Annotated in this window: 19 protein-coding genes; 9 read left to right on the top strand and 10 right to left on the bottom strand. The window is 64.0% G+C overall.

Going from position 1 to position 17,341, the window contains the following annotated elements; all coding sequences use genetic code 11:
• Positions 1–273: hypothetical protein (locus AC07Y4_RS10265; RefSeq protein ID WP_495274467.1), on the top strand; the 273-nt coding region annotated here is incomplete at its 5' end.
• A gap of 57 nt (positions 274–330) precedes the next feature.
• Here the strand turns inward: AC07Y4_RS10265 and AC07Y4_RS10260 are convergent.
• A complete protein-coding gene (locus AC07Y4_RS10260) occupies positions 331–894 on the bottom strand; it encodes a metal-independent carbonic anhydrase family protein (protein WP_070060194.1) in 564 nt (187 codons plus the stop codon).
• A gap of 257 nt (positions 895–1,151) precedes the next feature.
• Between AC07Y4_RS10260 and AC07Y4_RS10255 the strand changes: the two genes are divergently transcribed.
• Positions 1,152–2,078 (top strand): alpha/beta hydrolase, encoded by a 927-nt coding sequence (locus AC07Y4_RS10255; protein ID WP_487848576.1) that lies wholly within the window; start codon positions 1,152–1,154, stop codon positions 2,076–2,078.
• 335 nt (positions 2,079–2,413) lie between these two features.
• Here the strand turns inward: AC07Y4_RS10255 and AC07Y4_RS10250 are convergent, their stop codons facing one another.
• Complete coding sequence (locus AC07Y4_RS10250) at positions 2,414–2,668, bottom strand: hypothetical protein (protein WP_487848577.1); 255 nt, start codon at positions 2,666–2,668, stop codon at positions 2,414–2,416.
• 47 nt (positions 2,669–2,715) lie between these two features.
• Complete coding sequence (locus tag AC07Y4_RS10245; protein ID WP_487848578.1) at positions 2,716–2,991, bottom strand: glyoxalase superfamily protein; 276 nt, start codon at positions 2,989–2,991, stop codon at positions 2,716–2,718.
• Between the two features lie 376 nt (positions 2,992–3,367).
• On the opposite strand from AC07Y4_RS10245, the gene AC07Y4_RS10240 reads away from it, so the two are divergent.
• Positions 3,368–3,691 (top strand): hypothetical protein, encoded by a 324-nt coding sequence (locus AC07Y4_RS10240; protein WP_495274466.1) that lies wholly within the window; start codon positions 3,368–3,370, stop codon positions 3,689–3,691.
• Between the two features lie 329 nt (positions 3,692–4,020).
• On the opposite strand, the gene AC07Y4_RS10235 is transcribed toward AC07Y4_RS10240, so the two are convergent.
• Complete coding sequence (locus tag AC07Y4_RS10235) at positions 4,021–4,257, bottom strand: hypothetical protein (RefSeq protein ID WP_062471033.1); 237 nt, start codon at positions 4,255–4,257, stop codon at positions 4,021–4,023.
• Positions 4,258–4,608: 351 nt separating this feature from the next.
• Between AC07Y4_RS10235 and AC07Y4_RS10230 the strand changes: the two genes are divergently transcribed.
• Positions 4,609–6,075, top strand: coding sequence for an aminotransferase-like domain-containing protein (locus tag AC07Y4_RS10230; RefSeq protein WP_495274465.1), 1,467 nt, complete (start codon positions 4,609–4,611; stop codon positions 6,073–6,075).
• 79 nt (positions 6,076–6,154) lie between these two features.
• Here the strand turns inward: AC07Y4_RS10230 and AC07Y4_RS10225 are convergent, their stop codons facing one another.
• Positions 6,155–6,637 (bottom strand): GreA/GreB family elongation factor, encoded by a 483-nt coding sequence (locus AC07Y4_RS10225; protein WP_487848581.1) that lies wholly within the window; start codon positions 6,635–6,637, stop codon positions 6,155–6,157.
• A 597-nt stretch (positions 6,638–7,234) separates the two neighbouring features.
• Between AC07Y4_RS10225 and AC07Y4_RS10220 the strand changes: the two genes are divergently transcribed.
• From AC07Y4_RS10220 to AC07Y4_RS10205, 4 genes are read left to right on the top strand one after another with little or no spacing between them, the layout of a single operon-like run.
• Positions 7,235–7,816, top strand: coding sequence for a TRAP transporter small permease (locus AC07Y4_RS10220; protein WP_487848582.1), 582 nt, complete (start codon positions 7,235–7,237; stop codon positions 7,814–7,816).
• A complete protein-coding gene (locus AC07Y4_RS10215) occupies positions 7,813–9,111 on the top strand; it encodes a TRAP transporter large permease (RefSeq protein ID WP_487848583.1) in 1,299 nt (432 codons plus the stop codon). The genes AC07Y4_RS10220 and AC07Y4_RS10215 overlap by 4 nt, the downstream gene beginning before the upstream one ends.
• Before the next feature lie 40 nt (positions 9,112–9,151).
• On the top strand, positions 9,152–10,189 hold the full coding sequence (locus AC07Y4_RS10210) for a DctP family TRAP transporter solute-binding subunit (RefSeq protein WP_062471046.1): 1,038 nt from the start codon (positions 9,152–9,154) through the stop codon (positions 10,187–10,189).
• A gap of 45 nt (positions 10,190–10,234) precedes the next feature.
• Complete coding sequence (locus tag AC07Y4_RS10205) at positions 10,235–11,173, top strand: nucleoside hydrolase (RefSeq protein WP_487848584.1); 939 nt, start codon at positions 10,235–10,237, stop codon at positions 11,171–11,173.
• 81 nt (positions 11,174–11,254) lie between these two features.
• On the opposite strand, the gene AC07Y4_RS10200 is transcribed toward AC07Y4_RS10205, so the two are convergent.
• The 5 genes from AC07Y4_RS10200 to AC07Y4_RS10180 all read right to left on the bottom strand — a co-directional run bounded on the left by AC07Y4_RS10200 (position 11,255) and on the right by AC07Y4_RS10180 (position 15,837).
• Positions 11,255–11,992, bottom strand: coding sequence for an amino acid ABC transporter ATP-binding protein (locus AC07Y4_RS10200; protein WP_056576214.1), 738 nt, complete (start codon positions 11,990–11,992; stop codon positions 11,255–11,257).
• A 44-nt stretch (positions 11,993–12,036) separates the two neighbouring features.
• Positions 12,037–12,726 (bottom strand): amino acid ABC transporter permease, encoded by a 690-nt coding sequence (locus AC07Y4_RS10195; protein ID WP_062471052.1) that lies wholly within the window; start codon positions 12,724–12,726, stop codon positions 12,037–12,039.
• 1 nt (position 12,727) lies between these two features.
• On the bottom strand, positions 12,728–13,459 hold the full coding sequence (locus AC07Y4_RS10190) for an amino acid ABC transporter permease (RefSeq protein WP_062471055.1): 732 nt from the start codon (positions 13,457–13,459) through the stop codon (positions 12,728–12,730).
• A gap of 96 nt (positions 13,460–13,555) precedes the next feature.
• Positions 13,556–14,455, bottom strand: coding sequence for an amino acid ABC transporter substrate-binding protein (locus AC07Y4_RS10185; protein WP_062471058.1), 900 nt, complete (start codon positions 14,453–14,455; stop codon positions 13,556–13,558).
• A gap of 392 nt (positions 14,456–14,847) precedes the next feature.
• Positions 14,848–15,837: a LysR substrate-binding domain-containing protein gene (locus tag AC07Y4_RS10180; protein WP_095949530.1), complete on the bottom strand. Its 990-nt coding sequence runs from the start codon at positions 15,835–15,837 to the stop codon at positions 14,848–14,850.
• A 61-nt stretch (positions 15,838–15,898) separates the two neighbouring features.
• On the opposite strand from AC07Y4_RS10180, the gene AC07Y4_RS10175 reads away from it, so the two are divergent.
• Positions 15,899–17,341: an amidase gene (locus tag AC07Y4_RS10175; RefSeq protein WP_487848585.1), complete on the top strand. Its 1,443-nt coding sequence runs from the start codon at positions 15,899–15,901 to the stop codon at positions 17,339–17,341.

Below are 17,341 nucleotides of genomic sequence, written 5' to 3'. Positions count from 1 at the left end.
GTGAGCCGGCTGGCTCGCAAAGAGGGTGGGTCAATATTCGATGGAAATCGCGGGTCAGGATTCCATGGAAATCAACACACTGCCGCTCGAAGTGCAAGCGTGCACGGCAAGCCCGATGTGTTGACGCGTGACATCGGCACCTCATCACTGGCGCAGGGTTGCGCGGGGCAACGCACCACGGTGCAGGTCGAACGCTACGACGGCGTGCTGCCACCGATTCGCGCCTTTGAGCCACCAACGACGGTCCTCCGAGGGGCCCTCATCACCCGATGAAGGCCCCTTGAAGGCGCCGCACCAGAGCCTGGGCCTGCCGGCACTCGAACGCGGTGTTCAACGGCCAGCGTACGGCAGCGACGAGTGATGCACGACGATGCGCAGCTTGCCGGCACCGTCCTTCACGAACGTCCAGGTCTTGTCGACCGTGGTGACCTTGCCGTCCGGGTCGGTGAACAGCACGTTACCCAGCGTGCTGGCCACGTCGCCGTGGATGAGCACGGCAGTGTTGGCAATCTCGCATTTGGTCCAGCCCTTCAGGGCGAAGCCGGTGTCGTTGGGAAAGGCAGGGTTGCCGCCCACGAAGTACGCCAGCGCGCCGTCGCGAGCGGTGCGAAAGGTCTGCGGCGATGTCGTGAGCGTCGGCTTGAACAGCACTGCGCCCAGCTGGTAGGCGTAGGCGCTGTCGATGACCTTCTCGGCCAGCGCCCTGGCGGCCGGCTGCCCTCCGCTGGAATTCGCGGCGCTGATGTCGACCAGCGCCTTGCACCAGGCCTGCTGGGCCCCCAGGACTTCCGCTTCCGTGATGCTCCGGTCGACGACTTTCTCCTTGGCGGCGACCGGCAAGATTGCCCCTGCGATCAGGAGGCTGGCGATGGCGCTGGGAATGAATTTTTTCATTTGGGTCTCCAATTGAAGTAGTTGGATACCGGAGCGGCCGGGTGGGTCGAGCCGAGACCCAAAGTGCATCCATACGACATGCACAAGGCATGATGCGCCGGCTGATTTGCTCTGAGTAAAAGATGCAAATGAAATGAATGGTTGTGCATTCGCGAGATAGCCAGGCGTGCAGGCCTGTCTCGTGGGACAGGTGTCGAACGAAAGCCATCCTCTCGGTCTGCACCAGAATTTCCTCCGACCTGCGAAGACCTCATCACATGCAACAACGTTTTCTGAATGCCTTGCTGGTTGCCCTCATCGCCAGCTTCGGCATCTCTGGCGATCCGGCACACGCCCAGGCCCAAACGACGCCCAAGGTGCAGCCCGGCGAGGGGCGGCCTTACGAGGTTGTCGACAGCGAGGTATGGGACGTGCCCGATCCGGTTTCAGGCCGCGGCTACCAAGTCTTCGTTGCTTTGCCGCCGTCCTATGCGAAGCAGCCGCGGCAGCGCTACCCCGTGCTGTATGTGACTGACGCCGACTACGCTTTCCCGATCGTCCGGCAGTTGGGGCGCCGCCTGAACGTTGAAGGGCCTCAGATCGAGGAATTCATCCTCGTCGGCCTGTCTTACGCAAAGGGCGAGGACGGCGCGGTCAGCCGCCAGCGCGACTACACACCGACACCGAACGGCCCCAGCACCGCGCCTGCCAATGCGGTCCACGGTCAGGCGCGCGCCTATCAAGAATATCTGCGCAACCAGGTAAAGCCGTTCATCGCCGCTCGCTACCGGGCCGACCCGGCCAGAGCAATCTTTCTCGGCCACTCCTACGGCGCCCTGCTTGGGATGCAGATCCTTTTCACCGAGCCCGGCTTGTTCAACGGCTATATCCTCGGCAGCCCATCTCTCTGGTACGACAAGCGACATGCCTTGAAGCTCGAAGCGAGCTACGCCAAACAGAACCGGGACCTGACGGCGAATGTCTATCTTTATGTCGGCGCCTATGAGGCGCTGCGCAAAGGTGTTCGGCGCTACAACCAGACGGTAGACATGGTTGCCGACAACCAGGCGCTGGAGACGGCGCTACAGAGCAGAAAGTACCCAAGCTTGAAGCTGAAGTCAGCGGTCCTGAACGACGAAGACCATCTCACCGTCGCGCCGCGTGGCTTTACGCAGGGCATGAAGTATCTGCTCTCGGCGCACTGACAAATCACAGCGAACAGACAACTCGTCAACTCTTTGTGAGTGCGTATGTAGGAAGGAGTGAAACTGCAGCCTCACACCATCTTTCTGTGAATCAGCGGAAGCCCGGCTTCGGACAGAAGCAGTCATTCGGCGTCGCCACGCAGTCGCTTGCGAGTTGACTAGGAGAACTACGCCGCACTGACAGCCGGCAACGGGCTCGTCACCACCTCGACCCTTCGAGGTCCGCGGGCCATCTTCAAGCCGGAATCTCGCGCTCCAGCCGGCATAGGAAAGATCGCGCCACTTTTACACCTCGGCAACGCGCACGCAGGTCGCCAGGCGCGTAGACGACGCATTCATCGATCAGGGCCTCTTGCACCAATCAGATCGCGCACGGCAATGGCCATCACCAAAAGCGCCAAGCCGGCGGCGGTCAGGGTTGCCGCCGCGTAGAAGCTGATCAGGGCCCAGTAAAGGACAGGCTGCTCGACGGCAAGGATGTCAGGTCCTTTGCGGTTGTTGAGCACGCCGGTGCGCACGCTTTCCACCACTTCGATCGCTCCAATAAGGCACCCCCAGCCGATCAAGGTCGCGACGGCGAGGGCTGCCATCGACTGTAGCCACGGCCGTCGGCGGTTCGGGGCATTCGGACGGCCCGTCACGTGCTCACTGCGTTGGCAAACGTCAACCGATTCCCGAAGGAATGCCGAACTGTCACCTCACGCGTGCCCCACCCCGTATCCTCGATGCCAGGACACGCATGGCCGTACTGCTTGGCTGCCATCCCGGCATGAAAGCCATCGATTCCGTTGCATGCAACGCACAGGACTGCACCGCGGCAGGTGCCGCTGTGTTCGGCCAAGTGCTGCACACGGCCTTCGCGCGACCCCTGGAGGTACGGTGGCAGCATAGGCCCAAAGCGATGTTGCTCCACAAGCGTTGTTTCCTTTTAGTTAATCTCATGTGCGCGAACTCATCAGACGCACGTTGTCCGTCTCCGGATTATCGAAGGGCCCATATTCACAATGAAGTACATGAATCGACACTGGGCCCCAGCCGAAATCCGTAGGAATTTTTGATGGTGGGACGGGGATTCACACATCCTAAATGGGCCTTTTCCATTGCCTCGGGGGTGTGTCAATCCATTCCAGCTCTAGCTTTCATGATCGCGCGAAATTGTCGAGAGCAGCGCCCTTTGCGATGGCAAGGCGACCGGCTGCAGTCGGCCAAGAGCGGAAGTTCGTCGGCGCCTCTCAGCTTTCCAGACGGGGCGCGCCTGCTTCCCGCCCCTTCAATACAGTGAACCGAAAATGACGCCTGAAGAAAGCCAAGCCAATCAGTCGATTCTCGACGGCGTGGAAGCCGTCGGTGGCGGCTACGTGTGGGACGCGGAGGTCTTTGCGGTCACTCTTATAGATGTATCTTTGGCGGACGATAAGGTCATTCCGCTTTGCGGTCTGCGAGGCATCCAGCAAATTGCGCTCGACGCCTCGCGGCTCTCCATAGCGACCATCGCGGCATTGGCAGGCATCACCGGGTTGCAGTCGCTTGTGCTCGCGCGACGCACCTTCACCGAGAGTCAGCGGAACGAGCTCAGTCGATGGGGGCCTCAGATTGTTGAGGTCGATGACTAGGGCTCGTTGCGGCCACAAGCAGCCACTCGGCGGGCTCATCGAATATGAAAATCGAAGATGGCCAGATCGAGTTCCGGCGCCGCCTCAAGGCTGCTGGCAAGAAGGTAACTGGCCTGATGCCCGGCACCAACGCAGGTTGGCGCAGGAGCAGAGACTATGCAGCCGGGCGATCACTTGACATGAATTCTGGGCGAGCACTTTGCCATCGGCGAGCTCGCCTCGCACGTCGGCATGCCAGCCAAATACCGCGCCATCGTGCCGGTGCCCGTCTCTGAAAGGGTCGTGCCGTTAGTCGCGTCGTATCCAGGCTATCGACCGAAAACTTCCAATCACTGCATGGCCAGGTCCAGCCCCATCCAATTGCAAAATTCAAAGGTGAGGAAGAGCACGAGGAACGCAGAAGCGACGAACGCCCCGCCCACCTTGATGGATGTCAGTACCACTGCGGCTGTCTTTTGATTCTTGTCCTTCTGTCCCCGTTCGTAGTGCCACTTGACGGCTAGATACATGCCCACGCTGAGCACGAGAACCTTGAAAATAACAAAAGAGATAGGGATTGAATTCATGATTGAAGGGATATCAATGGTGACAGACGGCGAAGTGCTCGAGTGCGGCGATTAGCTCAATAGACCAATGAAGAAACGGTCAATCAATCAATCAATCTAACGAAACGGTAGCGGTCAGCTAAATGGGCGTCCGCAAGACGCGTCGAAAGGCGGCGCAGTCTGCCTGCACCACAGAAGCACTCTCATCGTGCTGTCGAGTGTTTGTCTTCCAGGCTGATACGTACAGAACCAGATCAGCTGAAAATTTTCGTATCAGATGAAAGGAGGCCGGTAGTCTCGCCGGGGCGGGCCGACGTCTGATATGACAATCTCTGGAGCGGTCCAGAACGACCGTATCAGAAAGAGATGCCCATGAACCGCTACGAGAAGCTTGCCGACAACATCGCTCAGCGTATTCGCGCGGGTAGCCTGAAGGCGAACGATCGCCTTTCCTCCGTGCGCGAACTGAAGTCGCAAATGGGCATCAGTGCGTCCACCGTGTTCTCTGCTTACTACCTGCTGGAGGCGCAAGGGCTTGTCGAAGCTCGGCAGCGGTCGGGGTACTTCGTTCGAGCGGGCGCGGAAATGCCGGCCAACGAACTCGCCGCCAGCGCGCCTGTCCTGCGGTCCATGTCGGTCGACGTCTCGTCGCTTGTCTTTCAGGTCCTTGCACAGGCTCGCGAGCGCGATATGGTCCCGCTCGGCTCGGCCTTTCCGTCGCCAGAGCTGTTTCCCTTCGAGCAACTTGCCGCCGGCCTGACGCGAGCGCTCAAGCGGATGGATCCTTGGCAGACCGTCGAGGATTTGTCACCAGGAAACGCCTTATTACGCCATCAGATCTCCCTGCGTTACGGCAGCGTCGGGATGGATGTTCCTGCGTCTGAACTGGTCATCACCAGCGGGGCGATGGAAGCACTCAATCTTGCGCTCGAATCGGTGACGCAGCCAGGCGACGTCGTGGCGATCGAAACGCCAACCTTTTACGGTGCGTTGCAGGCACTGGAGCGGCGCGGTCTTCGCGCGGTCGAGGTTGAGACGCACCCGCGAACAGGCGTAGATCTCGACTCTCTTGCTCGCGTGATCGACCAGCATCCGGTGAAGGCCTGCTGGTTCATGCCGACCTTCCAGAATCCAATGGGCTGCACCATGAGCGACACAGCCAAAGAGCAACTGGTCAGCATGCTCGCCACCCGCGCCATACCGCTGATCGAAGACGACGTGTACGGCGAGCTCGCGCATGGGGCTCGGAGACCGCCACCAGCCAAGGCCTGGGACCGGGATGGCTGGGTGCTGCACTGCAGTTCTTTCTCGAAATCCCTGGCACCCGGATATCGCATCGGTTGGGTAGCGGGCGGTCGCTTTGCAGCCACTTTGGGTCGCAACAAGTTGATGAGCTCGCTGGCGACGGCACTCCCCTCGCAACTGGCGTTGCAGGAGTACCTGCAACACAAGAGTTTCGATCGTCACCTGCGCGCCCTGCGGCATTCGCTCAGCCGCCAGCAGGCTGCATGCTTGCGATTTATCGATCGATACTTTCCAACTGGAACGCGGGTCACGCGCCCCGAGGGTGGCTATTTCCTGTGGCTCGCGCTGCCAGAAGGTATCGACTCGCTCGCACTGCACCAGGACGCTCTTCGGCTCGGCATAGGCGTAGCGCCGGGCCATTTGTTTTCAGCCGACCGCCGATACACCCGGCACCTGCGCATCAACTACGGGTATCTCGGCGACCCGCGCTTGGAAGGGGCTATCAGGAGTCTTGGAGAGCTCGCCAACGCGCAGCTGAAATCTACAACTGGGAAATCGGGGCCCATCTTCGAGGAACGTTCGTCGAGACCCTAGTTAGCGTCCATGCAGGTCGAGGTCCGCCGCCTTCGACTGACTCTCAACGTCACGCGCGCCGCTTCTGTCCAGTCGCGGCTTAAAGAACCCGCAGCACCTCAAACTGCTGTCGGGTTGGAGCGACCTGTATCGACACCTCATCACCCTCGCATTTGCCCAGCATTGCCCTACCCAAAGGGGCTTCGCCGCTGATGACCTGAACAAGCTGAGTGCCGCTGACCAACGTCATGCTGCCCCCATCCGGGCCGAGAAAGAGCTGTTGCTGCTTGTCGTCGGAATCGACCAGGCAGACCAACGCGCCGAGCCGTATTCCTATGCTGGCGTCGTAGGGACGCGGACGGAATTGGCGCCAATTGGCCATCGCCTGGCGTATGGCTTCGGCGCGCCGAGCTTGGCCGGTGGCCAGGTAGGCGGCTTCGAGTCCCAATGTGTCGTATTTGTTTTCGGCGATGTTCTCTTCGTGAGTCGCCGTTTCATGGGCTGCCCGCACTGCCTGTTCGGCTTGCAGCAGGTCTTCGGCGAGCCGTTCCAGCACCTGCTGTTGCAGCAAGAATTTATCCATGACGAAAGGTCGGTATCTCGAACAAGCGGGGGCAGGTTTTGATTATGAAGGGCTCCAGAAGCCTTCGACGCTTCTGTGGGCTGCAGGTTGACTTCAGCAATGGGCCTGAAGGCGACGGTCAGACGTCGTGACTGAAAGACAGCTCGCAGTCTGACGCGAACATTGAACGCAGTCATGCCAATGTCGACCGCAGCCGACACCGGTCCTTCGGACTTCTGCTTGTCCACCGCGCGCCTCTCACGAAAGCTCAGTGGTACGCCCCGCACATCCATCTGCAATCCACCGCAGCGATCGAACCGCCAACGCCACAGCCGCACTCATCGTGCGCAGGGCATCGGGTGCTCCCCGCAGCGAAATCAAGGAGGAGCCCGAAGGGCGGGGGACATTCGCGGAGGGGAGTACCCGGTGTCCTGTGCACGCGCCCCGAAGGCCCCCCAGCCGAGGCCGTCATCACACCGCCACAGCTAAGGAAACCCCCGATATATGAATGGTCATTGACCCCCTAGCATCGAGCGCTGCTCGCCTGTCAAGGTGTACGGATCGCGTCCCGGCGTCCGCCCGGTGACCTGGCGCCTGCCTCAGCTGCCCTTTCCTGCGATGACAACTCCTCCCGAGTCCGGCCCCACGCTGGACGCCGCCAGTCCCCTCCCCCCCGACATCGAAGCCGCCGACGAACCCACCAAGGTTCCCCTCGCCATCGAAGACTGGCTCACGGTCCTCATCATGGGTGCGCTGGCGCTCATCACGTTTGCCAACGTCATCGTGCGCTACTTCACCGACTCGTCCTTCGCGTGGACGGAGGAGTTCTCGGTGTTCCTCATGATCATGCTGGCGCTGGTGGCCGGCTCGGCCGCGGTGGCGCGCGACCGGCACATCCGCATCGAGTACTTCTCGGAAAGCGGCTCCATGGCGCGGCGCAAGCGCCTGGCCCAGTTCGGCGCGCTGATGATCGCCATTCTGTTCGCGCTGATCGGCGCACTCAGCATCCGCATGGTGTGGGACGACTACCGCTTCGAGGAAACCACACCCGGCATCGGCCTGCCCGCCTGGTGGTATTCGATCTGGCTGCCCATCGTGTCGTTCGCGATCGCGGGGCGTGCCATCGGCCTGATGGTGCGCCGTGGCCGCAAGACGAACTACAAGTCTGACGACAGCAACAGCAAGGGCGACGCCAAGTGATCGCCACCCTGCTCTTCGTCGCCTTCGTCGTGATGATGCTGGTGGGCGTGCCCATCGGCGCCGCGCTCGGCCTGGCGGGAGCGGCCTGCATCGCGCTGGCCAACGCCGACGCGCAGTGGTTCGGCCTGTTGGCCGTGCCGCAGAACTTCTACGCCGGCCTGGGCAAGTACCCGCTGCTGGCCATTCCGATGTTCGTGCTGGTCGGCTCCATCTTCGACCGCTCGGGCGTGGCGCTGAGGCTGGTCAACTTTGCCATCGCCATCGTGGGCCGCGGCCCCGGCATGCTGCCGCTGGTGGCGATTGCGGTGGCGATGTTCCTGGGCGGCATCTCGGGCTCGGGCCCGGCCAACGCCGCCGCCGTGGGCGCGGTGATGATCGCGGCCATGAGCCGCGCCGGCTACCCGCCGGCCTTCTCGGCCAGCGTGGTGGGCGCCGCGGCGGCGACCGACATCCTGATTCCGCCCTCGGTCGCGTTCATCGTGTACTCGGTGCTGGTGCCCGGCGCCTCGGTGCCGGCGCTGTTCGCGGCCGGCATGATCCCCGGCATCATGGCCGGCCTGGCACTGATGATTCCGGCCGTGTGGCTGGCGCGCAAGCACAAGATGGGCGCGCTCGAATCGACGCTGCCGCGCCCGCCGTTCTGGAAGAGTTTTCGCGAAGCGATCTGGGGCCTGGCGGCGCCGGTGCTCATCCTGGGTGGCATGCGCGCGGGCTGGTTCACGCCGACCGAAGCGGCCGTGGTCGCCGTGTTCTACGGCCTGTTCGTGGGCATGTGCATCCACCGGACGATCAAGGTGCGCGACCTGTTCGTGATCTTGCGCGAATCGGGCGAGCTGTCGGCGGTGATCCTGCTGGTGGTGTCGCTGGCGGGCATCTTCGCGTACTCGCTCTCGACGCTGGGCGTCATCGATCCGGTCACGCGCGCCATCGTGAATTCGGGGCTGGGCGAGTACGGCATCCTGGCGCTCCTGATCCTGCTGCTGATCACCGTGGGCATGTTCCTGGACGGCGTGTCGATCTTCCTGATCTTCGTGCCGCTCTTGCTGCCCATCGTGCAGCACTACAAGTGGGACCCGGTGTGGTTCGGCGTGATCCTCACGCTGAAGGTGGCGCTGGGCCAGTTCACGCCGCCGCTGGCGGTCAACCTCATGGTCTCGTGCCGCATCGCCAAGGTGCGCATGGAAGAAACCGTGCCGTGGGTGGGCTGGATGCTGTTCTCGATGTTCGTGGTGATGGTGCTGGTGATCGCCTTCCCCGAACTCGCGCTCTGGCTGCCGCGCAAGCTGGGCTACTGATTTTTTCGATCCATCGACAGACCAAGAGGAGACCTCTCTCATGAAATTCCGCCGCACCCTGCTGGGCCTTGCCGCCGTCGCCGCCACGCTCGGCCTGTTCTCGACCGGCGCGATGGCGCAGGCCACCTACAAGCCCGAGTACAAGATGTCGCTGGTGCTGGGCCCACCCACGCCGTGGGGCCAGGCCGGCAAGATCTGGGCGGACCTCGTGAAGGAGCGCACCCAGGGCCGCATCAACATCAAGCTGTACCCGGGCGTGTCGCTCATTCAAGGCGACCAGACGCGCGAGTTCAGCGCGCTGCGCCAGGGCGTGATCGACATGGCGGTGGGCTCGACCATCAACTGGTCGCCGCAAGTGAAGCAGCTCAACCTGTTCTCGATGCCCTTCCTGATGCCCGACTACGCGGCCATCGACGCGCTCACGCAGGGCGAGGTGGGCAAGGACATGTTCAAGACGCTCGACAAGGCCGGCGTGGTGCCGCTTGCCTGGGGCGAGAACGGCTTCCGCGAAATCACCAACTCGAAGAAGCCGATCAAGTCGCCGGCCGACATCAAGGGCATGAAGATCCGCGTGGTGGGCTCGCCCATCTACTCCGACATGCTCACCGCGCTGGGCGCCAACCCCACGCAGATGAGCTGGGCCGACGCGCAGCCCGCGCTCGCCAGCGGCGCGGTCGACGGCCAGGAGAACCCGCTGTTCCTGTTCACGGTGCTCAAGATGCACACGGTGGGCCAGAAGTTCGTCACCACCTGGGGCTACGTGGCCGACCCGCTGGTGTTCGTCGTGAACAAGGAAATCTGGGCCTCGTGGACGCCGGCCGATCAGGCCATCGTGCGCCAGGCCGCGCTCGATGCCGGCAAGCAGGAAATCGCCATCGCCCGCAAGGGCCTGGTCGAAGCCGACAAGCCCGTGCTGAAGGACATCGCGGCCATGGGCGTGACGGTGACCAACCTCACGCCGGCCGAGCGCGACGCCTTCGTGAAGGCCACGCGCCCGGTGTACGACAAGTGGAAGTCGACCGTCGGCGTCGACCTGGTGGCCAAGGCCGAGAAGGCCATCGCCGCGCGCGCGAAGTAAGCAGCCGCGCATCGCCGTGGATCGGGGCGGCATGACAATGTCGCCATGCACACCCTGATCATCGACACGGACCCCGGCGCGGACGACGTGATCGCGCTGCTGTTCGCCCTGGCGGCGCCCGAATCGCTGGCGATTCAGGCGCTGACCACGGTGGCGGGCAATGTTCCCCTGGCCAAGACCTCGCGCAACGCGCGCCTGGCCTGCGAATGGGCCGGACGGCCGGAGCTTCCGGTCTACGCCGGCGCCGAGCGGCCCCTGCAGCGCACGCCCATCTACGCCGCCAACATCCACGGCCGCGAAGGCCTCACGGGCGTGACCGTGCACGAGCCCGCCGTGCCGCTGGCCGAGGGCAGCGCCGTCGACTACCTCGTGCGCACGCTGCGCGCCGCGCCCGAGCACAGCGTGACGCTCGCCATGCTCGGCCCGCAGACCAACCTCGCGCTGGCGCTCGAACAGGCGCCCGACATCGTGCGCGGCCTGCGCGAGCTGGTGCTCATGGCCGGCGCGCACTTCAACGGCGGCAACATCACGCCGGTGGCGGAGTTCAACGTGTTCGCCGACCCGCATGCGGCCGAAGCGGTGCTCAAAAGCGGCGTGCCGATCACCATGCTGCCGCTGGACGTGACGCACAAGATCCTGACGAGCGACGCGCGCATCGCGCGGCTGCGCCAGCTGGGCAACCGCGCGGGCGCGATCGTCGCCGACATCCTCGACGCCTACGCGCCGCAGGAGATGGCCCACTACGGCATGCCGGGTGGCCCGGTGCACGACGCGACCGTGACGGCCTACCTGCTGCGCCCCGACCTGTTCCAGGGCCGCCGCATCCACGTCGAGATCGACAGCCGCGAAGGCATGGGCTTCGGCCAGACCGTGGCCGACTGGCACGGCAGCCTGAAGCGGCCGGCCAACGTGCAGTGGGTCATCGATGGCGATGCGCAGGGCTTCTTCGACCTGCTGACGGAACACATTGCGCGGCTGCCCTGAGCCTCCATCCCTTCAACCAAGCCCCATGAAAAAAGCCACGCTGCGGACAGCGTGGCTTTTTGTTTGGAGCGTCGCAGCGGATCAGTGCTGCAGGATCTTGTTCAGGAAGTCCTTGGTGCGCGGCTGACGGTTCTCCGGATGATTGAAGAACTCGTCCTTCGGGCAGTCTTCGAGGATCTTGCCGCCCACGTCGATGAAGATCACGCGGCTCGCAACCTTGCGGGCGAAAGCCATTTCGTGCGTGACCACCATCATGGTCATGCCTTCCTTGGCCAGGCTCACCATCACGTCGAGCACTTCGCCGACCATCTCGGGGTCGAGCGCCGAGGTGGGTTCGTCGAACAGCATCACGATCGGGTCCATCGACAGCGCACGGGCGATCGCCACGCGCTGCTGCTGGCCGCCCGACAGCTGGCCCGGGAACTTGTCCTTGTGCGCCATCAGGCCCACGCGGTCGAGCATCTTCAGGCCACGGGTCTTGGCTTCGTCGGGCGTGCGGCCCAACACCTTGATCTGCGCGATCGTGAGGTTCTCGGTCACCGACAGGTGCGGGAACAGCTCGAAGTGCTGGAACACCATGCCGACCTTGGAGCGCAGCTTGGGCAGGTTGGTCTTGGGGTCGTGCAGCGGGATACCGTTGACGGTGATCTCGCCCTTCTGGAAAGGCTCGAGCGCGTTCACGGTCTTGATGAGCGTGGACTTGCCGGAACCCGACGGGCCGCACACCACGACCACGTCGCCCTTGGAGATGTTCACCGAGCAGTCGTTGAGCACCTGCACCGGGCCGTACCACTTGGAGACGTTCTTGATTTCAATCATTTTTTCGGACATTTGTTTCTCTCCGGTTCAGTTCAGCCACTCAATCAGCGAATGATGGCGATTTTCTTGTGCAGGCGCTTCACCAGCCAGGAAAGGGCGTAGCACATGGCGAAGTACACGACCGCCGCCAGCAGATAGGCCTCGATCGGGCGACCGAAGTTCTTGCCCGCCGTTTCAAAGCCCTTGAGCATGTCGTAGGCACCGATGGCGTAGACCAGCGAGGTGTCCTGGAACAGGATGATGGTCTGCGTGAGCAGCACCGGCAGCATGTTGCGGAAGGCCTGCGGCAGCACCACGAGACGCATGTTCTGGCCGTAGGTCATGCCCACCGCCTGGCCCGCGTTCACCTGGCCGCGCGGGATCGACTGGATGCCCGCACGCATGATCTCGGAGAAGTAGGCCGCCTCGAACGCCACGAAGGTGATCACCGCCGAAATCTCGGAGCGGTAGTTCGAGCCGAGCGAACCGAACATCGAATAGAACGACGCCGGCACCAGCAGGAAGAACCACAGGATCACCATCACCAGCGGGATGCTTCGCATGCCGTTGACGTACAGGGCCGCGGGCGCATCGAGCCACTTCTTGCCCGACAGGCGCATGAGCGCCAGGATCGTGCCGAAGATCACGCCGCCGATCGTGGCCACCACCGTCAGCATGATGCTGAAGTAGAAGCCCTTGATGACGAAGTTGCTGATGACGTCCCAGTTGTAGAAGGACAGGTCGAGATTCATCATGTCAGTGTCCTCCGCCGCCAGCGCTGGCCGAGACGATGAAGCCCGGCACGCGGGTCTTCTTCTCGATGAACGCCATGAGCCGGTTGATGGCCAGGGCCGACACCACGTAGCACGCCGTCACCGCCAGGTAGACCTCGATGCCGCGCGAGGTTTCTTCCTGCGCCTGCATGGCGAACATGGTGAGTTCGGTGACCGACACGGCGAACGCGACGGACGAGTTCTTGAAGATGTTCATCGTCTCGCTCGTGAGCGGCGGGATGATGATGCGATACGCCATCGGCAGGATCACGTAGCGGTAGTACTGCGGCGTGGTGAAACCCACCGCCATGCCCGCATAACGCTGGCCCTTGGGCAGCGCCTGGATGCCGGAGCGCACCTGCTCGGCGATACGCGCCGAGGTGAAGAAGCCCAGTGCCAGCACCACGAGGATGAAGCTCGGCACGCCCTTCATCACGGGGATGAGTGCCGGAATCACGTGGTACCAGAGGAAGATCTGCACCAGCAGCGGGATGTTGCGAAAGAGCTCCACCCATGCATTGCCGAAGCGCACGAGCCACGGGCTGTCGGGCAGCGTGCGGATGATGCCGATCAGCGAGCCCAGCACCAGCGCGACGATCAGCGCCAGCAGCGCGACCGACACGGTCCAGCCCCAGGCCGAGAGCATCCATTGCAGGTAGCTCGGATATTCCCCCCCGGGGTCTTGCAGGAAGACCTGCCAATCCCAGTTTCCCATGTGTGTTTACTCCTTCAGCTTCTTTTCGAAAAACCGTCCCTTGAAAAGAAACGCCCACCGCGAAAGGTGGGCGTCCATTCACGCAGCGACGCGCGCTTATTCCTTGGTGACGTACTCTTCGGCCGGCTTGTCGTTCGGGTTGGCCCACGCGTTCTTGGTGGCTTCGCCCAGCGGCAGGTTGATGGTCACGTTGGCCGGGGGAATCGGCTTGAGGAACCACTTGTCATACAGCTTGGCGAGTTCGCCCGACTTGGCCTGTGCCTTGATGCTGTCGTCCACGGCCTTCTTGAAGGCCGGGTCGTCCTTGCGGATCATGATGGCGATGGGTTCCACGGCCAGCACGTCGTTCAGGATCTTGTAGTCCTTGGGCGACTTCGACTTGGCAGCCAGGGCAGCCAGGATCGAGCCATCCATCACGAAGGCGTCGGCACGGCCGGTTTCCAGCAGCAGGAAGCTGTCGGAGTGGTCCTTGCCGTAGACCTCCTTGAAGGTCAGGTTCTCGGCGCGCTTTTGCTTGCGCACGGTCTGCAGCGGCGTGGTGCCGGTGGTGGTGGCGACCGTCTTGTCCTTCAGGTCGGCCAGCGAGTTGATGCCCGAGTTGGCCTTGACGACGATCTTGGTTTCTTCGACGTAGGTGGTCACGCCGAAAGCCACGTCCTTCTGGCGGGTGGCGTTGTTGGTGGTGGAGCCGCACTCGATGTCCACGGTGCCGTTCTGCACGAGGGGGATGCGGTTCTGCGAAGTCACGGGCTGGTACTTGACTTCGAGCTTCTTGCCAGCGGCCTTCTCCAGGTCCTTGATGATGTTGGCGCAGACGTCGTAGTGGAAGCCGGTGTACTGGCCATTGCCGAGCGTGTACGAAAGGCCGGAGGACTCACGCACGCCTTCGGTGATGGTGCCCGAGGCCTTGATCTTGGCCAGGGTGTCATTGGCCTGTGCAAAGGCGCCGCTGGTGGCGAGCGCTGCGACAGCCAATGCCAATACTTGTTTTTTCATACGAAAAGCTCCTGAGGGTGACTGAAACAAATAGAACGAAATTCTAGACACTCGCATTTTGCGGGATACCCGGACCAACCCGGTGCATTCCACGGGCATCGCCGCCCGCCTCGCACCGGCCGCGCCCATCGGGGCGCCAGCCTGGTGCAATCCAGACATTTCGCATTGTCCGACTTTCACTAAGCAGCCTTTGTGCCCGCGTTGGAGCGGCTGTGTGCGTGGTGCAAGCAGCGACCGGCGATCCCCGGCGTGCGACGGCCGAAAAAAACTGCCGCGACTGTAGTGGCGCCGTGGCCGGGCCGCCAATGCTGATTGCGGGGGGTCGTATGCGTGGTGCTTATAGATTGTGCAGCGCACAAATCCACAGCCATTCACCATTCACACTCGCCCGCTCACTGCGGCGGCTGGGTTCCGACCAGGTAGGACCACAGCGCGTCGGCCGTGCGCTTGGGCTGCAGGCTTTCGGACAGACCGGCCCGGGCCGCCGAGCGGCCGGCGCCGCCCTTCACCGGGACCGGCGCGGTGGGCCGCTCGCGGTAGGCGCGGATCTCCATCTTGGCCTCGAGGCTGTCGATCTCGGGCGGCAGCGCGCTCACGAGCTTGCGCGCCTTGATCTCCTTGCGCACCGCGCTTTGCGGGAGGAAGGCGATGCCGTGGCCTTCGAGCGCCATCACCTTCAGGCCTTCGGCCATGTCGGTCTCGTAGACGCGGTCCAGGTGGATGGCGGTGCCCGACTCTTTCAGCAACTGGTCGACCACGCGCCCGAGGTACGCGCCCGGCGCATAGCCCAGGTAGGGCAGCGGCTGGCCCGGGCGGCCCGGCAGCCGGTAGCGCGGCGCGCCCTCGGCATCGGCCTTGACCCAGGGGGCGACGGTTTCCTCGCCCAGGCTGACCATCTCGTACTTGTTGGCATCGAGCTGCAGCGGCTGCGAGGGGTGGTGGTAGGCAATGAGCAGGTCGCAGCTGCCCTCGACCAGCCGCAGCACCGCGTCATGCACGTTGAGCGCGATGAGGCGGCTCTTGATCGGCCCGAAGTGCTCGCGCAGGCTGGTGACCCACGAGGGAAAGAAGGTGAAGGCCAGCGTGTGCGGCACGGCGATCTCGATCACGTCCTGGCCGGCGGCCGAGTGCCCGCGCAGCATGGCGCGCGTGCTCTGCAGCGACTGCAGCATCTCGATGGCCTGGCTGTACAGCGTCTGGCCCGCGGGCGTGAGCCGCGTGGGATAGGAGCTGCGGTCGACCAGGTCGGTGCCGGCCCATCCTTCGAGCGCCTGGATGCGCCGCGAGAACGCCGGCTGCGTCACGTGCCTCAACTGGGCCGAGCGGCTGAAGCTGCGGGTTTCCGCCAAGCTGATGAAGTCTTCGAGCCACTTTGTTTCCATACGCGGCGATTATGCGAGCGCCGCGCCATACTGGGCGCCCCCTCCTTTTCCCGCATGCGCCATGCCTTTCGACGACCTGCCTGAGCTCAGCGCCACCGAACTTTCGCGCAAGATCGCGGCCCGCGACGTGTCCTGCCGCGAGGTGATGCAGGCGTCGCTCGCCCGCATCGACGCGCTCAACCCGCGATTCAACGCCATCGTCTCCCTGCGCGACCCCGCCCAGCTGCTGGCCGAGGCCGACGAACGCGACGCCGAGCTGGCGCGCGGCGAACGGCGCGGCTGGATGCACGGCTTTCCGCTGGCCGTGAAGGACCTGAGCCACGCCGCCGGCCTGCCGACCTCGATGGGCTCGCCGCTGTCGCCGCGCTCGCCCGCGCGCACCGACAGCCTGCATGTGGCGCGCATGCGCACGGCCGGCGCCATCGTCATCGGCAAGACCAACACGCCCGAGTTCGGGCTCGGCTCGCACACCTACAACACGGTGTTCGGCATCACGCGCAATGCCTACGCACCCGATCGCAGCGCGGGCGGCAGCAGCGGCGGCGCGGCCGTGGCGCTGGCCCTGGGCATGCTGCCCGTGGCCGACGGCAGCGACATGATGGGATCGCTGCGCAACCCCGCCGCCTTCAACAACGTGATCGGCCTGCGCCCCTCGCGCGGCCGCGTGCCCGGCGACCCGGAGCAGGAACTCTTCTTCCAGCAGCTGGGCTGCGAGGGCCCGATGGGCCGCACCGTGGAAGACACGGCCCGGCTGCTGGCCGTGCAGGCGGGTTTCGACACGCGCGTGCCGCTGTCGTCGCCGCACGCCCTGCCCTCGCCCGACGACCTGCAGCTGGACGGCGACAGCCGCGGCCTGCGCATCGGCTGGCTCGGCAGCCTCTGGCCCGAGCTGCCGCTGGCGCCGGGCGTGCGCGAACTCGGCGAGCAGGCGCTCGACACCTTCCGCACCATCGGCTGCGAAGTCGAGCCCTGCACGCTCGACGTGCCGCGCGAGCACAACTGGAGCGCCTGGCTGCGATTGAGGCAACTGCTGGTGGGCGGCAAGCTCGGCGCCTACCTGAGCGACCCGAAGCTGTTCGCCCAGCTCAAGCCCGAGGCGCAGTGGGAGATCGAGCAGAGCCGGCACCTGGACGCCGCCTCGCTGTACCAGGCCTCGCACTACCGATCGAACGTGTACCGCGCGTTCCTGAAGCTCTTCGAGCGCTTCGACTTCGTGGTCGCGCCGACCGCGCAGGTGTTCCCCTTCGACGCCGAGCTGCACTGGCCGGCCGAGGTGAACGGCGTGAAGAGCGACACCTACCACCGCTGGATGGAGATCGTCACGCCCTTCACGCTGGCGGGCCTGCCCACGCTCAATGTGCGCGCGGGCTTCGGCGACGGCGGGCTGCCGATGGGCCTGCAGCTGGCCGGGCCGATCCATGCCGACCTCGACGTGCTGCGGCTGGGCCATGCCTACGACCAGGCCTGCGGCTGGTCGGCGCGGCGCCCGCCGGCCCTCTCCTGA

The sequence above is a fragment of the Variovorax sp. GW460-12-1-14-LB1 genome (assembly GCF_059423605.1).
This window is presented reverse-complemented; position numbering and strand designations above follow the sequence as displayed.